The organism is Pedobacter antarcticus, assembly GCF_900112985.1.
GTDB lineage: Bacteria > Bacteroidota > Bacteroidia > Sphingobacteriales > Sphingobacteriaceae > Pedobacter > Pedobacter antarcticus.
Window position 1 is genome coordinate 106,684 of the sequence record NZ_FONS01000005.1, and the last position, 20,315, is coordinate 126,998.

Annotated in this window: 17 protein-coding genes; 13 read left to right on the plus strand and 4 right to left on the minus strand. The window is 41.7% G+C overall.

The annotated features are described in order from the left end of the window. Window positions 1-28 precede the first annotated feature (28 nt). Genes BM192_RS12060 through rfbA form a run of 4 tightly spaced genes read left to right on the plus strand, consistent with a single transcriptional unit; the run spans window position 29 to window position 2,800 of the window. On the plus strand, window positions 29-544 hold the full coding sequence (locus tag BM192_RS12060; protein ID WP_037442063.1) for a DUF2480 family protein: 516 nt from the start codon (window positions 29-31) through the stop codon (window positions 542-544). A 32-nt stretch (window positions 545-576) separates the two neighbouring features. Continuing rightward, on the plus strand, window positions 577-1,353 hold the full coding sequence (locus BM192_RS12065; RefSeq protein WP_037442061.1) for a DUF3108 domain-containing protein: 777 nt from the start codon (window positions 577-579) through the stop codon (window positions 1,351-1,353). A 3-nt stretch (window positions 1,354-1,356) separates the two neighbouring features. After that, window positions 1,357-1,923 carry a DUF3109 family protein gene (locus BM192_RS12070; protein WP_037441860.1) on the plus strand — a complete coding sequence of 189 codons (567 nt, stop codon included), beginning with the start codon at window positions 1,357-1,359 and terminating at the stop codon, window positions 1,921-1,923. A 16-nt stretch (window positions 1,924-1,939) separates the two neighbouring features. Further along, window positions 1,940-2,800, plus strand: coding sequence for a glucose-1-phosphate thymidylyltransferase RfbA (gene rfbA / locus BM192_RS12075; protein ID WP_037441857.1), 861 nt, complete (start codon window positions 1,940-1,942; stop codon window positions 2,798-2,800). A gap of 99 nt (window positions 2,801-2,899) precedes the next feature. On the opposite strand, the gene BM192_RS12080 is transcribed toward rfbA, so the two are convergent. Next, the gene (locus BM192_RS12080) at window positions 2,900-4,675 is read right to left on the minus strand and encodes an aminopeptidase P family protein (RefSeq protein WP_037441854.1); all 1,776 of its coding nucleotides are present in this window, start codon (window positions 4,673-4,675) and stop codon (window positions 2,900-2,902) included. A gap of 164 nt (window positions 4,676-4,839) precedes the next feature. Between BM192_RS12080 and BM192_RS12085 the strand changes: the two genes are divergently transcribed. From BM192_RS12085 to BM192_RS12110, 5 genes are all read left to right on the plus strand, one after another. Then, complete coding sequence (locus BM192_RS12085) at window positions 4,840-5,139, plus strand: hypothetical protein (protein ID WP_234797553.1); 300 nt, start codon at window positions 4,840-4,842, stop codon at window positions 5,137-5,139. Window positions 5,140-5,148: 9 nt separating this feature from the next. Then, a complete protein-coding gene (locus tag BM192_RS12090; protein ID WP_037441849.1) occupies window positions 5,149-5,445 on the plus strand; it encodes a rhodanese-like domain-containing protein in 297 nt (98 codons plus the stop codon). 411 nt (window positions 5,446-5,856) lie between these two features. Further along, window positions 5,857-7,092, plus strand: coding sequence for a C40 family peptidase (locus BM192_RS12100; protein WP_051759979.1), 1,236 nt, complete (start codon window positions 5,857-5,859; stop codon window positions 7,090-7,092). A 30-nt stretch (window positions 7,093-7,122) separates the two neighbouring features. After that, window positions 7,123-10,311 (plus strand): SusC/RagA family TonB-linked outer membrane protein, encoded by a 3,189-nt coding sequence (locus tag BM192_RS12105; RefSeq protein ID WP_037441844.1) that lies wholly within the window; start codon window positions 7,123-7,125, stop codon window positions 10,309-10,311. Between the two features lie 44 nt (window positions 10,312-10,355). Beyond that, a complete protein-coding gene (locus BM192_RS12110; RefSeq protein ID WP_037442057.1) occupies window positions 10,356-11,783 on the plus strand; it encodes a SusD/RagB family nutrient-binding outer membrane lipoprotein in 1,428 nt (475 codons plus the stop codon). Window positions 11,784-11,849: 66 nt separating this feature from the next. Here the strand turns inward: BM192_RS12110 and BM192_RS12115 are convergent, their stop codons facing one another. Further along, window positions 11,850-13,205, minus strand: coding sequence for an ATP-binding protein (locus BM192_RS12115; RefSeq protein ID WP_037441842.1), 1,356 nt, complete (start codon window positions 13,203-13,205; stop codon window positions 11,850-11,852). Window positions 13,206-13,394: 189 nt separating this feature from the next. Between BM192_RS12115 and BM192_RS20945 the strand changes: the two genes are divergently transcribed. From BM192_RS20945 to BM192_RS20645, 4 genes are all read left to right on the plus strand, one after another. Next, window positions 13,395-13,544: a hypothetical protein gene (locus BM192_RS20945; RefSeq protein ID WP_157282874.1), complete on the plus strand. Its 150-nt coding sequence runs from the start codon at window positions 13,395-13,397 to the stop codon at window positions 13,542-13,544. Window positions 13,545-13,823: 279 nt separating this feature from the next. Next, the gene (locus BM192_RS12120) at window positions 13,824-14,234 is read left to right on the plus strand and encodes a GreA/GreB family elongation factor (RefSeq protein ID WP_051759977.1); all 411 of its coding nucleotides are present in this window, start codon (window positions 13,824-13,826) and stop codon (window positions 14,232-14,234) included. Between the two features lie 141 nt (window positions 14,235-14,375). Beyond that, entirely contained in the window at window positions 14,376-16,793 is a 2,418-nt protein-coding gene (locus tag BM192_RS12125; RefSeq protein WP_037441839.1) for a S9 family peptidase, read from the plus strand. A 194-nt stretch (window positions 16,794-16,987) separates the two neighbouring features. Continuing rightward, window positions 16,988-18,694 carry an ATP-binding protein gene (locus tag BM192_RS20645; RefSeq protein WP_051759975.1) on the plus strand — a complete coding sequence of 569 codons (1,707 nt, stop codon included), beginning with the start codon at window positions 16,988-16,990 and terminating at the stop codon, window positions 18,692-18,694. 37 nt (window positions 18,695-18,731) lie between these two features. Here the strand turns inward: BM192_RS20645 and BM192_RS12140 are convergent, their stop codons facing one another. Both BM192_RS12140 and BM192_RS12145 read right to left on the minus strand, forming a co-directional pair. Next, a complete protein-coding gene (locus BM192_RS12140; RefSeq protein ID WP_037441836.1) occupies window positions 18,732-19,712 on the minus strand; it encodes an alpha/beta hydrolase in 981 nt (326 codons plus the stop codon). A gap of 63 nt (window positions 19,713-19,775) precedes the next feature. Continuing rightward, a complete protein-coding gene (locus tag BM192_RS12145; RefSeq protein WP_037442051.1) occupies window positions 19,776-20,189 on the minus strand; it encodes an OsmC family protein in 414 nt (137 codons plus the stop codon). Window positions 20,190-20,315: the final 126 nt, after the last annotated feature.

Genomic DNA, 20,315 nt, shown 5'->3' on the forward strand with positions numbered 1-20,315 from the left:
CTTCCGGTTTTTTTTATTTAATAATGTTATGGAAATTCAGGAAAATATAGTCAACAAAGTTGCTGCCAGTGGATTAATTACGCTGAACCTGGAATCATATTATGACCAGGGAGAAAGAATAATCTACGATATAAAAGATAACCTGTTTCACGGTTTAATGTTACGTGAAAAGGATTTCAGAGAGTTTATTAAGACACATGAGTGGGAAAGCTATGCCGGCAAAAACGTCGCAGTGATCTGCAGTGCAGACGCGATTGTACCTACCTGGGCGTATATGCTGCTCGCTACAAAACTGAAACCTTATGCAAACGAGGTAGTTTTTGGTAATCTGGAAACACTGGAAGCGGTATTATTTACCAGGGCTCTTGCAAAAATAGATCTGGAATCTTTCAGGGACGAACGTATTGTAATCAAAGGTTGTGCTGACGTCACCGTTCCGGTTGCCGCCTATGTGGAGATTACAAACCTGCTTACGCCGGTTGTTAAAAGCATAATGTATGGTGAACCTTGTTCTACCGTACCTTTGTTCAAACGAAAGGCCTGATGATTTTGGATTACTTTTTGTTTTACAGGGGTATGAGAAAAATTACCATGCTTTCCTTTTTCGTTTTGTTATCCTTTTGCGGATTCTCTCAGGAACTTCCTTTAAAGAGTGAACCTGTGTTTCAGGCGGGGGAGGAGCTGGAGTACAAACTGCGCTATGGTTTCATTACAGCCGCAGAAGCAACGATTAAGGTTTTAAATTCAGATATGAAGTTTGACAATCAGCCGGTATATAATCTGGTTGTAGATGCAAAGACTTCAGGCACATTTGATGTGTTTTACAAAATAAGGGATCATTACGATTCCTATATAGATAAAAAGACACTGACTCCATATTTCTATCAGGAAAATATCAGGGAGGCGTCTTATAAGAGACAGGATAAAGCCAGGTTTACTCAGGGAAGTAAAAAGGTAGTAAGTAACCGGGGTACGTTTACAGCGCCAACAAATCAGACATTTGATCTCGTTTCAGCCTATTATTTTGCGCGTAGTCTCGACATATCGGGTTTGAAAATAGGAGATGAATTTAAACTGAATTACTTTTTGGGCGATAAGATCAGTAGCCTTACGGTTAAATATGTTGGCAAAGAAGTAGTTAAAAGTAAACTTGGGAAGATCAGATGTCTGAAGTTCAGTCCAAGCATCCAGCCAGGAAGAATCTTTAGAAAAGACAGCGCATTATATCTCTGGATCACAGATGATGGCAACAGAGTCCCTGTAAAGGCACAGGTTGAGATCTTAGTCGGTGCTGTTACAATGGAAATTAAATCGGCCAAAGGTTTAAAATATCCTTTAGTCCAAGAAAAATAAATCATGATAGAAGTACAGAACACTCTGGTTCACGAAGATGTTATCCGCGAAAACTTTGTGTGTAATTTAAATAAATGTAAAGGTATCTGCTGCGTAGAAGGAGATTCCGGTGCACCATTGGAACATGCAGAGACAGCTATTCTGGAAGAAATTTACCCGAAAATTAAGCACCTGCTTGCGCCAAAAGGCATAGCGGCGATAGAGGAATACGGAACATCGGTGATAGATTCTGATGGAGATCTGACCACCCCATGTGTAGATGGAAATAAAGAGTGTGCGTATGTAACCTTTGAAAACGGAATTACCAAGTGTGCAATTGAAAAGGCCCATGAACAAGGTATTGTAGATTGGCAGAAACCGATTTCCTGTCACCTTTACCCTATTCGGGTAACCAGCTATCCGGAGTTTGATGTTTTAAATTATGACCGTTGGCATATTTGTTCCGATGCTTGTGTATTCGGGCGTGAGCTTAAAGTACCAGTATATACGTTTCTGAAAGGACCGCTGATCAGAAAATATGGAGAGGAATGGTATGCTGAACTCGAAAATAGTGTATCTTCAAATCTATAACCAAAACTAAGACGTCTTGAAAGGAATTATTTTAGCAGGAGGGAGCGGTACGCGATTACACCCCCTAACATTAGTCATGAGTAAGCAGATGATGCCTGTTTACGATAAACCCATGATTTATTATCCATTATCAACCTTAATGCTGGCTGGGATTAAAGAGATATTAATTATTTCTACCCCTCACGATCTGCCTAATTTTGAAAAATTATTGGGAGACGGAAGTGCTTTGGGATGCAAATTCAGTTATGCTGTGCAGCAGGAACCAAATGGACTTGCGCAGGCCTTTGTAATTGGAGCTGACTTTATCGGGACCGACAAAGTTGCACTGGTACTGGGTGACAATATTTTTTATGGAGACGGGATGGCCAGATTGCTGCAGTCCAGTAGTGATCCCGAAGGCGGAGTCGTTTTTGCTTACCGCGTTTCAGATCCGGAGAGATATGGAGTAGTTGAGTTTGATGCGCATAAAAATGCAATTTCAATCGAAGAGAAACCAGCCGTTCCAAAATCAGATTATGCAGTACCCGGTTTATATTTTTATGATAATAGCGTAGTAGAAATTGCGAAGAACATAAAGCCGTCACCACGCGGAGAATATGAGATTACAGATGTAAATAAAGTATATCTGAAACAGGGTAAATTGAAGGTAGGCGTTTTGAGCCGTGGAACAGCCTGGCTGGATACCGGTACATTTGCCTCTTTGATGCAGGCCGGACAATTTGTACAGGTGATCGAAGAAAGACAGGGCCTGAAGATCGGATGTATAGAAGAAGTTGCTTACAGAATGGGCTTTATCAGTAAAGAACAATTAATCGCTATTGCTACACCGCTTGTGAAAAGTGGTTATGGCGCTTATCTGCTGAAACAAGTCAAATAAAATATAGATAACTCGCCTGTTCAACCTACATGCAGGAGTCAAATCGTAACTTAACAAAAAGAGAGGGATACCTGATGTGTCCCTCTCTTTTTGTTTTTGCTAAATAGCTTTGGTTGCTTCTTTTAACCAGGCTGCTTCGGCAGGGTTTAGACCCGGGCTTAGTTTCTCATAAACAAGCTCATGGTAACTGTTTAACCATTCTATCTGTGCTTTTTCCAGTAATTCCATTTGTAATATTCCGGTATGGATAGGGGCAAGAGTTAACGTTTCAAATGCAAGGAAATCATTAAATTCATTCTTCTCAGCCGGGATGGTATATACCAGGTTTTCAATTCTGATTCCGTGTCTGCCCGGACGATAAACACCAGGTTCAATAGAAGTAATCATCCCTGGCTCTACAGCTACTGCATTTGCGGCAGGGTTAAAAACCTGTGGACCTTCATGCACGTTCAGGAAATATCCAACACCATGACCTGTTCCGTGGCCATAGTTGATTCCGTGCTCCCAAAGCGGTCTTCTTGAGACAGCATCAACCTGGTATCCATTAGTACCTGCAGGAAACTTCAATCTGCAGCCTTCGATCATACCTTTCAGTACCAGCGTATAATCTTTTTTCTCTTCTGCGGTCGTTTCGCCGAGAGGTATCGTGCGTGTAATATCAGTCGTACCGTAGAAATATTGGCCTCCTGAATCCACCAGATACAGACCTTTGTTTAAAAGGGGCACATTGCTCTCTTCAGAAGCACCGTAATGCGGTAATGCAGCATGAGCAGCATAGGCGCTGATTGTGTTAAAACTATCGCCCGCATAGGCGGGGTCAGCAGCACGGTATGCTCCGAGTTTGGCCGCTGCCGACAGTTCGTTGATCGTCGTTTTGCCAATGTTTTCTTCCAGCCAGATCAGGAATCTCGTGATTGCAATACCATCTTTGCGCATGGCTTCACGTGTATTCTGAACTTCTGTTTCATTTTTAACCGCTTTTAATACTGTAGACGGGTTGGTTGCGCGTTTTATTTTAACCGACTCAGGTAATAATTTGAGGTAGGCATAGCAATTTCTTTTTGGATCAAGGAGGATTTTACTTCCGGCAGGAATATGACTGATAGAACGTTCAATTTCGGTATAAGCGAGAACCTCAGTTCCACTTTTCAGCAACTCAATCTTATCCTCTTCTGTCAATTTATCGGGTTGGATAAATATAGTCGCATGATCCTGGCTGATGAGTGCAAAACTCAGTACAACCGGGTTATAATTCACATCTTTTCCACGGATGTTGAATAACCAGGCCATATCATCAAGGGAAGAAACCAGGTGAAAATCAGTACCTGCCTGCTCCATTGCTAAGCGGACTGCGGTCAATTTCTCCTTCACAGTTTTTCCCGCTGCTTCCGCGCTGATTAAATAAGCCGGTTCAACAGGCAATTCAGGACGGTTCTGCCAGATCGGGCTGATATAGTCTTTATGGCTCAAATGAAGGTCGGCCAGACCAATTTCTGTAGTTATTAATTCACCCAGAAGAATAGATAATAATTTCTCATCTGCAGCTACAGTAGCACCTGCAGGTAATGTATCCTTTAACCATTGAATATATTCTGGCGCATGTTGCACTTTTTGTTTAACCAATTCAAATCCACTGCCACTAAGTTGTTCAGTAGCCTGTTCAAAATAGCGGAAATCCGTCCATAAACCTGCGAAATCGGCAGTGATAACCAAAGTACCGGCAGATCCGTGAAAACCAGAAAGATAGGGGATACATTCATAATGTTTGGGAAGGTATTCACTGATATGCGGATCGGCAGAAGGAATAATATAGGCGCCCACCTGGTCGGCCTTCATCTGTTTACGTATTTCGCTTAATTTTTCCTGATATGTCATATACAAATGTTCTGGTATGTATGTAAAAGACCAAATTTAAATAATTAATTGACACCTCCGAGACATAGCTCCTGCGAGTTTTTTAATTCCTTACTATTTTATTTCGTTTTTTCTCCCTGATCTGTTATATTACGCCCAATGAATTATGCCATTACTGGTCCTGAGTGTTGTTTGCCCTACTCAGGAAAAGTAATGGTTTTTTAATTACCTTTGGGGTCGAGAAGAAGATTATGGGACTGAAAATGCGAATCACGTACAAAGACACAGATTATGTGTACGAGATTATAAATGGCGCCGGAATAACAAAGGATACGGCCGAGCTTAAAATATTATTAAACGGAAAAACTGTTACGTTGCATAAGAATACAAATAAAGTATGGATGCAGGAAGAAGGCGAGTTTGCAATTGAGCCCGAACTGGCACAGGCTTTAGGCCGCTCTGTATCTTTACGTTACCGGATGTAGTTTTACGTTATGGATGCCCCGGAAATCAGCCCAGCAGATTTTTTATTGATCAAGGATAATCCCTCTTATCTTGTGATTGACGTAAGGGAGCCAGGTGAAATGCCGGAAGCGAAAGGATTCCCTTTCGTTAAAATTCCCCTTTCAGAATTGCAACGGTCCATCCCATTCCTGCTGCAGAATCAGGTTATTTTATTCTGTCATGCCGGGGTACGCAGTTTAATTGCCGCGGAAATCTTGAAAGAAGCCTATCCGAATAAATCTTTCTTTAGTTTAAAAGGCGGAATTCTTCGTCTTCCATCTTTATAGTAAGCTTACTCATGCCCGGCCATCTTTAAAGCTGCCTCAAGTATTTCGTCCCGGCCGGAACTTATGCCTTGTATCGTCGGATTTACAATTACATCAGGAATAATTCCTTTAAGATGATGTTTGCTTCCATCATTACAAGATAACTATTGGTGTCTTACTCAGATTTTTTTTCGAAATGATTTAACAGTTTTTAACCTTAGCGCAGGTTAAAGAACAAAGATTTGTGGTTGTGCCATGGGTAATACAGGTTTTGGGTCTGAGTATTTCCTGGAAAGCAGGCAAAATGTTCCTTTTAGCAAAAATAATACGTGATTTCTCTATTAAAAACGATTTTTTTGATTTGTATCACGGAATTATGGATGAAAAAAAATTACATTTAGTATACCATAAAACCTTTATCTAACCAAAAACATGAAATATAGCAATATCCTGATGGTTCTCCTTCTGGGAGGAAGTCTGAATGCGCTGGCTTTTCAATCTCCCGATAGTACGCAATACTTTCAGGTTCGGCAGCTTACAGAAAACACCGGTAAATTATTGGTGCCCGACAAACGTACAGATGTGTTTCAATACGAACTCGAAGGAACAAATCCCGTAACCATCAATCTTGAAACTACCATAGCCGGCGCTACTACAGCATTACAGGCCGCTTATAACCAGGCTGGCCTTCGTACCATTATAAAGCAAACTCTGTTACCATTGGCAGAGCCAGGTGCAGTAACACGCGGCGTAGTTAAACTCTCGGTCGGTAATAATCGTAAAACACCAGATCATGCTGCGGAGATGGTCACACAGACTATTTTAGGTACACCGCTGCAGATTCTTAAAAAGCAACGTGGCTATTCCCTGGTCCGGTCCCCGGATAACTATATCTCCTGGCTGGAAAATGAATCTATTGCATTGATGGATGACGCCCGTTTCAAAGAGTGGGAACAAGAGAAAAAGATAGTTTACATTGCTGATAATGGGTTCTCTTATACAGAGCCGGATGAAAAATCGCTGCGCGTATCAGATCTGGTTAAAGGAAATATCCTGAGTATAACCGGAAAGAAAGGTAAATATTATCATATCCTTTATCCAGATGGGAGAGCAGGATATATCCATACCAAAGATGCTGTAGACTATAATAAATGGCTTCGCAGACCTAATCCTACTGCAGATCAGATTTTGGAAACTGCTAAATTATTTGTCGGTGTGCCCTATCTCTGGGGTGGTACCTCCATTAAAGGTGTAGACTGCAGCGGTTTTACCAAAAGTGCCTATTTTCTAAACGGAATTGTTTTGCCGAGAGATGCATCACAACAGGCACTGGTAGGAGAAGCAGTCGATATTTATGAAGCAGACACCGTAAATCTGCAGAAGAGTCTCCAGAATCTCAAAGCCGGAGATTTACTCTTTTTTGCATCGTCCAAAGGAAGAGTGGCGAATCCCCGGATTACACATACAGCCATTTATATCGGAGAAGGCGTATTTATTCAGGCGGCAGGCTTAGTTAGAATCAACAGTATGATCCCATCGGCTGCTGATTATGCAGATTTTCAGTCCCGCACACTGGTGAGTGCAAGAAGAATGTTAACCGCAGTCGGCAGTGCACAGGTCAGCCGGGTAGAAGACAATCCTTTTTACCAGAATACCGGCAAAAAATAAAATAAACCAAAACAACCTAAACCAAAACTTATGAAAAAAACCATTACTCTACTCATTCTATTCTTTTGTTGCGCCGGTCTTTTACGGGCGCAGGAAAAAGACATCCGGGGTAAAATCACTTCCTCAGAAGATGGACAACCACTTCCCGGAGTTAGCATTACAGTTAAAGGAACCAGCAATGGAACCTCTTCCAATTCACAGGGAGAATATGCGATTAAGGCCGGCACTGGAGCCGTTCTTGTTTTCCGTTCTATCGGATTCCAGTTGCAGGAAGTGGCAGTTGGTTCGGGTAATACCGTAAATATAGCGTTGAAATCAGATGACCAGAATCTCTCAGAAATTGTCGTTACGGCGATGGGAATTAAACGTTCCGAAAAGTCACTCGGATATGCTACTCAAAGTGTCAAAGGAGAAGATCTTACTATAGCCAAACAACAGAATGTATTAGGTTCACTGGCGGGTAAAGTTGCAGGTGTACAGGTTACCGGGTCATCCGGTGCTAGTATGGGTGGTACGCAGAAGATTAAGATTCGTGGAGCCAACTCCCTTTCAGGGAACGATCAGCCCCTGATGGTAGTCGATGGAACGCCTATTTCCAATACCAATTTCTCTAATACTACCTCTAACGGTGCCGATTATGGAAACCTGGCGCAGGATATCAATTCAGAAGATATAGAATCTGTGAATGTCCTGAAAGGACCGGCCGCTTCTGCACTATACGGTTTAAGAGGCCAATATGGTGTAATTCTGATTACGACTAAAAAAGGGAAAAAAGGTCCTAAAAAAACAGACGTACAGTTCAGTTCTGCATTTACCATAGATAAGACCGGTAATTTTATGCCATTACAAAACACCTATGGTGTGGGAAATAACCAGACCTTCCTGACGCTGGCTAACGGACAGAAATATGTAAATGGGAATGACGAAAGCTGGGGACCAAAAATGGATGGCACACCGGTAAGAATGTATTATAGTTTCTATCCGCAGGATGAACGTTTCGGACAGCAGACTCCATTTGTACCTCAGCCAAACAACATTAAAGATCTATACCAGACCGGATACACTTTCAATAATAATATTTCGGTAGCCGGAGGAAATGAAAATGCCGCTCTGCGCTTCAGTTATAATAATGCTTATACACAAGGAGTACTGCCAAATACCTGGTTAAAAAGAAATAACCTCGGTGTAAACGGATCACTGGATCTTACTCCGAAACTGAGCGTTGGTGCTAACCTGAATTATGCGAATAATAATGGACAGCGCCCTGCAGAAGGTTATCAGGGTTCAGGGACAGGTGCTGTACAGTGGTTCCAGCGGAATATAGATATGAACGAACTCAAAAACTATAAATACGCAGATGGAACGATCAAAAACTGGAATGTAAATCCTAATACGACTACCGGATTAATCGCCAATAACAAACCGAGTGACTGGAATAATCCGTTCTTTGATCTTTATGAAAACCTGAATAACGATAACCGTGACCGTTTCTTCGGAGATATCAACGCCACTTATCAGGTTATACCAGAGTTAAAATTAAGCGGATTTATCCGTTCAGATATGTTTACGCAGAATATTACCAGTAAAAGAGCCTTAGGCGGGTTTGAGACCGAAGGATATACAGCCGGTAAATATCAGAATACAGAGAATAACTACGAATTCTTAGGTCAGTATACCAAAAGCTGGAATGACCTTTCTGTAAGTGCAAATGTAGGTGCAAACATTCTGACCCAAAAATATACTTACCTCAGACAAGCCACCAGAGGCGGCCTGTCCAGCCCTGGTTTTTATAATATAGAAGCTTCTATAGACAGACCGGAGACCGTATCTTATCAAAGAAGAAAAGAAGTAAGGAGTGTATATGCAACAGGATCAGTTGGCTATAAAGACACTTACTTCCTGGATGCGACTATCCGTAATGATGTTTCATCAGCACTGCCAAAAGACAATAATTCCTACTGGTATCCATCCGTCAGCGGAAGTTTTGTGTTCAGTGAGCTGGTTAAATGGGCACCTTTAAGTTATGGTAAAATCAGAGCAGGTTATGCAATTGCAGGGTCTGATCTTTCTCCTTATCAGACTGCGTTCTTTTATGAGACGGGTAATACCTATAAAACAGAAACCTCCAACACCAATACACAGTATATTCCCGATCAGCTGAATAATCCGCAGATTAAGCCCTCATTCTCACATTCTGTAGAAACAGGGATCGATTTGAGATTCCTTAAGAACCGTGTGGGCATAGAATTTACCTGGTATAAACAGCAGAATACAGACCAGATTATTCCGCTTAAAGTGTCAGGAGCGAGTGGGTATGAATCTTCAGTAATTAATGCCGGAAAGATTGAAAATAGAGGTATTGAGATTGCCTTAAATGGAAAACCGGTCGTTTCTTCTGGTTTTAGCTGGGATGTCGCAGTTAACTTTAGCCGTAATAAGAGTATGATTAAAGAGTTATATCCGGGAATCGATATCTATCAACTGGATGCAAACGTCTATTCAAAAGTAAACGTATACCTGAATGCCACCACCGGGCAGCCATTTGGTAACCTGGTTGGTCAGGCTTATCAGCGTGATGCAGCTACGGGTAAAATACTGCTGGATGCTAATAATCTGCCGCTTTATGAAGCCAACCATGACTTTGGAAGCGTATTACCTAAATTCACGGGTGGTTTCTCCAATACCTTTCATATCGGCAGGTTTGATGTCGGTGCAATGATTGACTTCCAGTCCGGGGGTAAATTCTTTAGCTGGAGTAAGATGCTCACTGTAAAATCAGGTCAGGCACCAGAGACAGCAGCACTGAATGATCAGGGTAAAAATGTACGTGATCCGCTTGCAGAAGGCGGGGGTGTAAAGGTAAATGGTATCTCTAAGGCAACAGGGCAGGAAGTAACAGCCTATGTCGATGCCAAGAACTATTACCGGAATACACTCGGTACACAGGTTTATGAAGAGTGGCTTATGGATGCCTCCTACATTAAACTTCGGGAAGTAAGTATTGCTTATAACCTGAATCAGAAAATGCTGACGAAATTACCGTTCAAAGCAGTAAGAATTGCGCTGATGGCTAGAAATCCATGGATGATCTGGCAGAAAGCACCAAAAGGACTGGATCCTTCAGATCTCTCTGCCGGTGCAGCTTCTATCAGCTGGATAGAAAAAGGCCAATTACCAACAGTTCGTTCTTACGGCGTAAACCTGAACCTGACATTTTAATTGACGGCATGAAGGTCCGACCTGAATGCATAAAAGAAAGACACATGAGAAAAATTAATAAATACATACTCATACTGGCAGCCGGTGTATGCTTTACCGGATGTACCAAATTTGATGATGACATCAATACAAACCCCAATAAACCCGCAAAAGTATCCGGTACGCAGCTCATTGCAAATTCAGAAATGTATCTGCCCGGAATTGCAAATAATGCATATGGCAGTTTGTATCCTCAGTACTTAGCCAATACCACCTATATTGATGATGCCCGTTATACAACTGTTAATTTTAATTTCTATTCCTTGTATTACGGCCCGCTGATGAACCTGGAAAGTGTAATTAATTCCAAGACGCTCGACGGAAATGAAGGCCCGGTAGAGAACCAGGTCGCTGTAGCTAAAATCCTGAAAGCGTATTTCTTCTGGCATCTGACGGATCGTTGGGGAGATTTGCCTTATTCTCAGGCCCTGAAAGGCAGTGAGAATTTAAATCCGGCCTACGATAAACAAGAACAGATCTATGATAATCTGTTCCTGCTGCTGGACGAAGCAAATGCGACTTTAACCAATTCAACAGGTGCTATTAAAAATGATATCGTTTATGGTGGAGCATCTTTAAGCTGGAAAAAGTTTGCCAATACGATTCATATGCTGATGGCTTTACGCCTGTCCAAGGTGAATGAAAATAAGGCGAAAACGGAGTTTAATAAAGCATTGAATGCAGGGATTATAGATAATAATGCTGCCAATTTCGTTTATAAGCACCTGGCAGAAGAAACTAATGAGAACTACTGGTATACTTCTTACACCCGTCAGGGGAGAAACTGGTATGCACTTAGTAAACCGCTGGTAGATCTGATGCAAGGCACTGCCGACCCGCGTCTGGCCACTTATGCAGATAAAAATGCGAAAGGGAATTACGTAGGCCTGGCTTATGGCTTAAGTGACGCGGTAAAGGTAGAAGAATATTCGCTGCTGGGTTCCAATCTTCGTAAGCAGACTTCCCCCGTTTATCTGGTTACTTACGCACAGGCGCTGTTTGCGAAAGCAGAAGCTGCTAAAGCCGGCTGGATTCCGGGAGGAGATGCTGCTGCAGAAACTAACTATAAACAAGCTATTGAAGCGTCAGTCAGACAGTGGAATAATAATGATGTCACCGGACTTGATAACTTCCTTACGCAGCCGGAAGTTGCTTATACCGCAGCGGAAGGAACCCGTAAGATTGCAACCCAACGCTGGGTGCATCTCTTTTTAAATGGGTATGAATCCTGGTCTGAATGGCGCAGAACCGGCTTTCCGGTATTAGCACCGGCACCGAATAATAATAACAAGCAGATTCCCAGGAGAGAGGGTTACCCGACTCAGGAACGTTTGAATAATACCAATAATTATAACCAGGCGGTAAGTTCCTTCCCTTATGGAGGATCGGATAACCTCGATGCGAGAGTATGGTGGGATAACCCAAATAAATAAAGCCGGATCTGAAAAGCAAAAAAGCGCCTGAAATCATTTTTCAGGCGCTTTTTTGTTTAAAAATATTTAAAGTTCCTGCTGAACGAACCATGCAATGTACGCAGGCAGGCAGGTAGCCGCATAGTAAGGTAAATTCATCAGTATATAGGGTTTCTTACCTGGTGTAACTGCTTTTTCAATATTAAAACTACCTCCATACATACGGACAGCATAATGATGGTCTGAAGCATTAATGAACTGGTGAAGTGATTTCAGACTCCCAGTACTTCCTGATTTTATTTCTATGGGTATAATCATATTTTGATGACTATAAAGTAAATCAACCTCTGCATTTGATTGAGATTTTTCTCTTACCCAAAAATTAGGTTTATGTGCTGAAATGCTTTGGATTGATATAAGTTCCTGTGTTACTAAATGCGGTATAACGGCACCTTTATAAGCACTATTCAAATCATTCATCGCCAACATTTCCAGTTGTATACCAAGCGAATAGTTGACTAGGCCTGTATCTAAAAATTGTAAACGCGGTGATTTCTTCAGATCAGTTTTAAGAGGTGGAACCATGTCTGTTGTAGGGTAAATCAAACGTATAATTTTTGCATCCTCCAGTGTCCTGAATGCTTCTCCTACTTCGCGTGATCGGTAATTGGAGTTACCGAAGCCCTGAAACTTAATGCGTTCATCGAGATATAACGGAGCGGTATCCATTAAATGCTTAATAATCTTCCTTTCTGTGTCGTTAGAAGTATATTTCTCCACATCATTTTTATAAGTAGCCCAAATACTTTCATATGTCCTTGGTAAATCTGAAAGATTCTGATGTTGAACGTCTCTTTTTATTACCTCTGGCATTCCGCCGATGATTGCATAACGATGAAAGGCATCCATTAATAATTGATGGGCGACTGGTTTTACCGGAACAGAATTCAGATATTTCAGCAACTCTTGTTTGCCTGTAGCTTCTAAATATTCCTGAAAATTTAGCGGGTATAGGTATAGAAATTCTACTCTGCCTACCGGAAAGCTATTTACCCTTCTCATCGCAAACTCTAAAAGTGAACCCGCGCTAATTACATGAAGTCCGGGCACTTCTTCATAGAAGTATCTTAATACCTGAATTGCTTTTGGACTTTCCTGTATTTCATCGATGAATAAAAGTGTATCTGCAATATCGGATGAGGGAATATTGTTAGCTAAAAGCAGGGCTTCTAAAATTGTTTGAACATCGTCAAAGTTCTCAAAATAACGGCGGTCATTAACCTTTTCAAGGTTAAGTATAATAGCATGTCTGTAAGTTTTTGCGAAACTTCTTATTAATGTCGTTTTTCCGACCTGACGGGCTCCTCTTATAATAAGAGGTTTTCTATTATCACTTAGTTTCCAGTTGTTTAGGTAAGTTTCAATATTCCTTTTAAATGACATAGTACGATTAAAGTTCTAATGTATGTAACAAAACAAAACCAAATTTAAGTTAATTTTGTAACAAAACAAAGTCAGTTTAGGGCTGTTATTGTAATAATACAAGCTCGTTTGTATTGATTCATATGTTCTTTAAGATGAGTATTTCTGAAATAGTAAGGTATTCTCCGTTAATACCTTACCTTTGTATCAATGAATCCAACAAAACGGACATATGATATATTTTTTGCTCAGTTTGCCAATCAAATGCTGGCAGCTGAAGCGATGTATCACCGTTTTTTATCGCAGCAGTATAAACTGGGCGACTCCTTTCTGAAAAGCAGCAAAGACTTTATTTCTTAAACCCCATCCTTTGCGGTATGGGGTACACCTTCTGGTCTTAAAGAAGCTATCTATTTATGAAGAAATATTTGCGGCATGCCCTCAACAGGGCATGTAACCCTATGCTGTTAATTATCACATTTCTATTTTCAATAACCGCATTCATGCTGGAGAAACCGCAATGGAGTTTACTATATATAAAAAAGCAGAATTAAAAGAAGACCAGAGGCTTACGATTAAAAATTCAATTTAATTATAAACCCGGAGCAGGCCGCAGGGCAGCTCTAAATCTTTAAAATTATGCAAACAACAGCCGTTAAAATTACAGAAACACCAATCATTTTATCACGTGGAATTTTTGATCTGCTGAAAGATCACCTGAGAAGAAGAAAACTGAGCAAGTACAATGAAGATAAGCTGGAACTGGAACTACGTTCCGCGGAGCAGGTATTGCGCAAAGCAATCCCGGCAGGAACAGTAACTGTAGATACTAAGGTTACCGTAAAAGAAGTATCAACCGGAAGTATTCATGTTCACCATCTGGTGGCGCCTGCTAAAGCGAAAAGAAAACATAATACAATTTCAATTCTTTCCCCGATAGGTGTAGCCATGCTGGGTTATCAGGAAGGTGCTGAAATCCAGTGGGAAATGCCCGAAGGCCTGAAAGTATACCGGATAGAGAAGGTAGAGCCTTTCGATCAGACTGCTTAAACGCAGAAGAATTCCAATTGTAGAACTTTAGGCCCCCTTTTCCATAAAAAAGGGGGCCTTTTTGCATTCGTGTAACTAAATTGTTGAACCCTGTTCCTTCATAAAAAGGTAATTTAGGCGAACAAACCAAACTTATCGAAAATGAAGACCTTTCTTCTCAGTATTTGCCTGGCTACGGGACTGACAGTCACCGGTTATGCACAAGAAAATTTAAGCTATCAGCTTCCACCAAAAAGTATTGTAGACCTGGTAGACGCAGCCACGAGTCCATCGGTCCAATTCAGTCCGGACGGTAAGCTGATGCTTATTTTGCAGACTCCCGGTTATGCCTCTATCGAACAGGTTGCACAACCCGTTATTGGCCTGGCAGGACTAAGAATAAACCCCGCGAATAACTCCACAGAGGGTGAGCTTTCGGGCGTTTTCAATGGAATAACCGTTAAGAACCTAATTAGTAAAAAAGATCAGCAGATCAGTGGATTACCAAAAGAATTACGTTTAACTAATATCAGCTGGAGTCCAGACGGTCAGCATTTTGCATTCAGTAACAATACGCTTAAAGGCGTAGAACTTTGGTTTGTAAACCTGCAGTCTATGGCTGCAACAAGATTAACCAGCGATCATTTGAATGATGCTTTCGGAACTACTTTACAGTGGAGCCCGGACAGCAAGTCTATATTAGCCCAGTTTATCCCTTCCCGCGGAGCTGCGCCGGTACAGCCGATTGTACCAACAGGGCCGGTGGTTCAGGAGAACCTGGGTGTGGTAACACCTTCGAGAACCTATCAGAACCTGCTTCAGAATAATTACGATCAGGAGCTGATGGAATATTATCTCCGTTCGCAATTAGTTCAGGTAAACCTGGATGGTGGCGTAAAGTTTATTGGTGAGCCGGCAATTTACCGTTCGGCATCTTATTCTCCTGATGGAAAATACCTGCTGAGTGAGGTTGTACAAAAACCATACTCGTACCTGGTGCCTGTATATTACTTTCCTTATCAGGCGAGTATTCTGAATCTGGATACTAAAGCAGTTAAAGTATTGTACGATGCTCCATTAGCAGAGAAATTACCCTCTGGCTTCGATGCGGTAGCTACCGGACCAAGATCATTTGAGTGGCGAAAAGATGTGCCGTCAACTATAGTCTGGGCAGAAGCTCAGGATAAAGGAGACCCTTCGGTAAAAACAGAAGTACGAGATGCACTGTTCACGCTTAAGGCACCATTTACGGAAGCGCCGAAAGAACTGATTAAACTAAACCTGCGTTATGGCGGTATTAGCTGGGGAAATCAGCAGTATGCTATCCTCAAAGAAAACTGGAGAAAAGATCGTACTGTAAAAATGAGTCTTATTAATCCCGAAACCGGTAAAACTGTAAAAGTCATTGCGCAGCGGTCTTCAGAAGATACTTATACAGATCCGGGAGATTTTGTTTCCAGCAAAGGAATTATCAGCAGAAGCGGAACTCTTTTACTGGATAAAGCAAATCCTGTGGTTTACACCATTGGAGGTGGCGCTTCACCACAGGGAGACCGTCCATTTTTAATGCGCTGGAACCTGCTTAATAACAAACAAGATACCTTATTCAAATCTAAAGCTCCTTATTACGAAGAGCCGGTATATTATAACCATGCCACAGGGTCTTTATATTTCTCCAGAGAATCTGCAGAACAAGCACCAAACTACCTGGTTTCAGACCTGAAAAGCAAAAAAGAAACTGCATTAACCCAATTCGCAGACCCGTATCCATCTTTACAAGGCGTACAGAAATCACTGTTGTCTTATCCACGTAAAGACGGTGTAAAGTTATCTGCAACCCTTTATTTACCAAAAGGATATAAGAAATCAGACGGGCCATTACCAGCACTGGTTTGGGCTTATCCAAGAGAGTTCAAATCACTGGCAGCAGCAGGACAGGTTAAAGGGTCGCCGTATCGCTTTACAAGGCTGGCTTTCCGCTCTCCGGTATTCTGGGTAACCCGTGGTTATGCTGTCTTAGACCAGGCAGACATGCCTATTGTGGGCGAAGGTAAAGAAGAACCAAATGATACTTTCCTTGAGCAGATAGAAGCCAATGCAGTAGCGCTCATTAATTACGTATCCGATGACCTGGGTGTTGTAGACAGAAAGAGAATTGGTGTAGGAGGACACTCTTACGGTGCTTTCATGACAGCTAATTTGTTGGCGCATACAGATCTGTTTGCAGCAGGGATTGCAAGAAGCGGAGCTTATAACAGAACCCTTACGCCTTTTGGTTTCCAGGGTGAGTCCAGAACATTCTGGGAGGCAGAAGATGTGTATAATAAAATGTCACCATTTAATTATGCGAATAAGATCAAAACTCCGATTCTGCTAACACATGGTATTGATGACGAGAATTCAGGTACGTTTCCAATCCAGAGTGAACGCTTATATAGCGCGATCAAAGGCCATGGAGGTACAGTACGCCTGGTGCTTTTACCTAAAGAATTCCACGGTTACAGAAGCCGTGAATCTATATTGCATACCTTCTATGAGCAGGATAATTGGTTAGAGAAATATGTGAAAAACAGGAAGTAAGATGTTATTAACATGATGTTAATAACATGTGGAAAAGAGGATACCTAAAAAAGGCATCCTCTTTTTTTATCTCTGAAACTCTGCGGGAAATGCGCTGAACCAGAGATTGAGAACCCGGAATTGTCAAATTAAAAGCACTGCTTTATAATTGGTTCATAAATTGCTGTTGCTGTTGCAGATGCAAAACAATATAAATGAATAATAATTTGGGGATGAGTATTATCCCGGACAATGATAGTCAACGTGTTGAAATTTTGGAGAAATATCAGATCTTAAATACGGCAGCGGAAGCATCATTTGATCACATCGCAGGTCTTGCGGCTAAAATATTTCAGGTTCCCATCGTGCTGATTACCTTTATTAACAAAGAAGAGGTGTTTTTTAAAGCGAATGTTGGTCTGCCCGGAGTAAAGTCTGTTCCGCGTGCAGAAAGCATTTGTGCACTGTCCATTTTGCGTCAGGATCCCACTGTATTTACACAGCCCTTATCAGAACCATTTATCAAAGATCTTCCGTTGGTTACCGGACCGGTTCAGCTGCGGTTCTATGCGGGAGTACCCATATTAAACGGCGCAGGTTATGCTTTAGGAACATTGTGCCTTATCGATCAGAAAGAAAGAACATTCAGCGATAATGACGCTGCGGTACTTCAGGATCTGGCTCAGCTGGTCAGTAATGAAACAGAAGCGAGATTAACGATTCTTCAGCAGAAACAAAGCGAAATTAAGTTTCAGGGCCATGGCCGTAAGCGAGAGCAGGAACTCAACGAAGAATTGATTACTGCGAACGAAGAACTCTTCGCAATGAATGAAGAGCTCGTGCATACCAGCCAGGAAAGATTTAAAGCCGAAGAATTACTGCGTGTAGCATTAGATACTGCATCTATTGGTACCTGGCATATGGATTTGGACAGCAGGGTATTTACAGCCTCGGCAAGAATGAATGAGTTATTCGGATTTGATGCAGGATACCAGATCAGCGAGCAGGATATTATTAATCAGATTGACCCCGCTTATCAGGAAGATGTCAAACGACTGGCTTACGAATCAGTTAAAAAAGGGGCGCCGTACCGGGTAGAATATCCAATCATCGGATTTAATGATCAGAAAATTAAATGGCTGCTTGCTGTTGGCAGATTATATGATAACCCTAAACATCAGGTCCGGCATTTTTCCGGTGTGACTATCGATATCACAGAGCAGAAACAAGATGAGATCAGGAAGAATGATTTCATCGGTATGGTGAGCCATGAGTTGAAAACACCTTTAACATCACTTAAAGGGTATATCCAAATGCTGCATCAGAAAGCTGTGAAAAAAGAAGATGAGTTTAGCAGTAATACACTAAGTAAGGTCGAGAAGCAGGTTATTAAAATGCAGACGCTAATTAATGGTTTTCTTAATCTCTCTGGTCTGGAAACCGGCAAGATTAAGCTTAATATTAAAGAGTTTGATATTTGCCAGTTAGTTTCTGATACTATCGAAGACGTGAAAAGTAGCAGCAGTACAACACATGACTTCATTCCAGAAACGTCTGAAGGAATCATGCTGGTAAGAGCAGACAGAGATAAAATTGGTCAGGTTATCTATAATTTTATGACCAATACTATCAAATATGCCCCCTTAAGCGGGGTAGTGAATGTGGGTTGCAGACAGGTCGGCGAGCATATTCAAGTGAGTGTCAAAGACCATGGAATAGGAATTCAACCAGAAGACATACCGAAGATCTTCGACCGTTTTTTCCGCGTCGATAATCTATATACTCAGCATATATCTGGTTTTGGTATCGGACTTTATCTGAGTAAGGAAATTATTCAGCGCCATCATGGTCAGATCTGGGTGGAGAGCAAGCCCGGAGAAGGCACCACATTTTTCTTCAAGTTGCCGGTTTCAGGAAGTTAAACAATGGGCCGACCCGCAGATCAACCCATAATTCTAATTATTTCAGTGCTGATTTAATTACTGCTGCGGCCTGCAAAACTGAAGTTTGTATAGCAGGCACTCCGGCGATTGGATTTAATAGTCCGTAATCATGGATCAGGCCACCATATCTGGTTAGCGTTACAGGAACTCCTGCCTCATCCAGTTTTCTGGCATAAGCTTCACCCTCATCTCTTAAAACATCATTTTCTGCGGTCTGAACCAGAGCAGGAGGTAAGCCTTTTAGCCTTTCAGTATCAGCTTTGAGCGGAGCGGCATAAATCTCATTTCTTTTTGCCGTATCCGGCAGGTAGTTATCCCAGAACCATTTCATCATATTTCTGGTCAGGAATCTTCCTTCTGCGTAAGTATGATAAGAATCGGTATCAAAATCTGCATCGGTAACCGGCCATAATAATACCTGCAATTTAATCTCCGGACCCTTTTTGTCTTTAGCCATTAAGGCGACGACAGTAGCCATATTTCCACCGACACTATTTCCTGCGATAGCCATATTTTTGCCGTCTACACCTATTTCTTTACCATTTTCGGCCAACCATTCAACTGTTGCATAGATTTCATTAATGGCAGTTGGATATTGCGCCTCAGGCGAGGGCGTATAGTCTGGGAAAACAGCTACTGCACCACTTTGAACGACCAGATCACGTACCAATCTTCGATGGGTATCATAATCTCCGAGCACCCAGCCGCCACCATGAATAAAGACGAACACCGGAGCATTTTCGACTACATCTTCTGGTTTGGTAATATGAATTTTCACGTCATATCCACCTTGAGAGATTGTGCGTTCCGATTCCACGATGTCCGAATAATCGAATCGTACCGATTTTTGCGCGCCAACCAGGACTTGCCGGGCATCTGCCGGACTTAATTCCTCCATAGGCTTACCGCCGGCAGAATTAAGACCTTTTAAAAAGGACCTTACCTCAGCAAAGATCTGTGGATCCTCTTCTGCCTTAAACTTTCTTTCCTGTGCCATAAAACTGTTTTTTATCAATGAAATATTAAATGATTGGTCTGTCCGCTTTATTGAATCCGTGGTTTATTGAATAAGAGTAGCCTGCAGAACAATCTCAAAGCTGAAAGCCTGGCTAACCGGACATGTTTCTTCAGCTTGTTTAGCAATTTTCTGGAATTCTTCTTCTGTTATTCCGGGAACTTTGGCCTCAAGGACCAATAAAGACTGGGTAATTTTTCCATCCAGCAGGGTAACGGTAGATTCTGTTTTTAGTTCATCAGGTACATAACCCGCCGTGGTAAGATCCAGACTTAATTTCATAGTAAAACAACCGGCATGGGCGGCAGCCAGCAGTTCTTCCGGGTTAGTACCGGTGCCTTCTGCAAAGCGGCTGTTAAATGAATATGGAGTTTGATTTAAGACGGTGCTTGCTGTTGTCAGATGTCCGTTTCCTTCTTTAATGGTGCCATTCCAGACGGCGTTTGCTTTACGTTTCATTCCTTTAAATTTTAAATGTTTTTTATAAAACAAAGGTAGGGTCGTAAGGTTCGCAGATAAACGTCGTTTCCTGCTTTTTTCTAAAAACATGTAAATATTTTCAATGTGCTGTAACGAAAGTTAAAG

Excerpts from the sequence above, each read along its gene's own strand:
- BM192_RS12060 (WP_037442063.1), top strand. The coding sequence starts at position 29 with ATGGAAATTCAGGAAAATATAGTCAACAAAGTTGCTGCCAGTGGATTA.
- BM192_RS12065 (WP_037442061.1), top strand. The coding sequence starts at position 577 with ATGAGAAAAATTACCATGCTTTCCTTTTTCGTTTTGTTATCCTTTTGC.
- BM192_RS12070 (WP_037441860.1), top strand. The coding sequence starts at position 1,357 with ATGATAGAAGTACAGAACACTCTGGTTCACGAAGATGTTATCCGCGAA.
- BM192_RS12080 (WP_037441854.1), bottom strand. The coding sequence starts at position 4,675 with ATGACATATCAGGAAAAATTAAGCGAAATACGTAAACAGATGAAGGCC.
- BM192_RS12090 (WP_037441849.1), top strand. The coding sequence starts at position 5,149 with ATGGATGCCCCGGAAATCAGCCCAGCAGATTTTTTATTGATCAAGGAT.
- BM192_RS12100 (WP_051759979.1), top strand. The coding sequence starts at position 5,857 with ATGAAATATAGCAATATCCTGATGGTTCTCCTTCTGGGAGGAAGTCTG.
- BM192_RS12105 (WP_037441844.1), top strand. The coding sequence starts at position 7,123 with ATGAAAAAAACCATTACTCTACTCATTCTATTCTTTTGTTGCGCCGGT.
- BM192_RS12110 (WP_037442057.1), top strand. The coding sequence starts at position 10,356 with ATGAGAAAAATTAATAAATACATACTCATACTGGCAGCCGGTGTATGC.
- BM192_RS12115 (WP_037441842.1), bottom strand. The coding sequence starts at position 13,205 with ATGTCATTTAAAAGGAATATTGAAACTTACCTAAACAACTGGAAACTA.
- BM192_RS20945 (WP_157282874.1), top strand. The coding sequence starts at position 13,395 with ATGAATCCAACAAAACGGACATATGATATATTTTTTGCTCAGTTTGCC.
- BM192_RS12120 (WP_051759977.1), top strand. The coding sequence starts at position 13,824 with ATGCAAACAACAGCCGTTAAAATTACAGAAACACCAATCATTTTATCA.
- BM192_RS12125 (WP_037441839.1), top strand. The coding sequence starts at position 14,376 with ATGAAGACCTTTCTTCTCAGTATTTGCCTGGCTACGGGACTGACAGTC.
- BM192_RS20645 (WP_051759975.1), top strand. The coding sequence starts at position 16,988 with ATGAATAATAATTTGGGGATGAGTATTATCCCGGACAATGATAGTCAA.
- BM192_RS12140 (WP_037441836.1), bottom strand. The coding sequence starts at position 19,712 with ATGGCACAGGAAAGAAAGTTTAAGGCAGAAGAGGATCCACAGATCTTT.
- BM192_RS12145 (WP_037442051.1), bottom strand. The coding sequence starts at position 20,189 with ATGAAACGTAAAGCAAACGCCGTCTGGAATGGCACCATTAAAGAAGGA.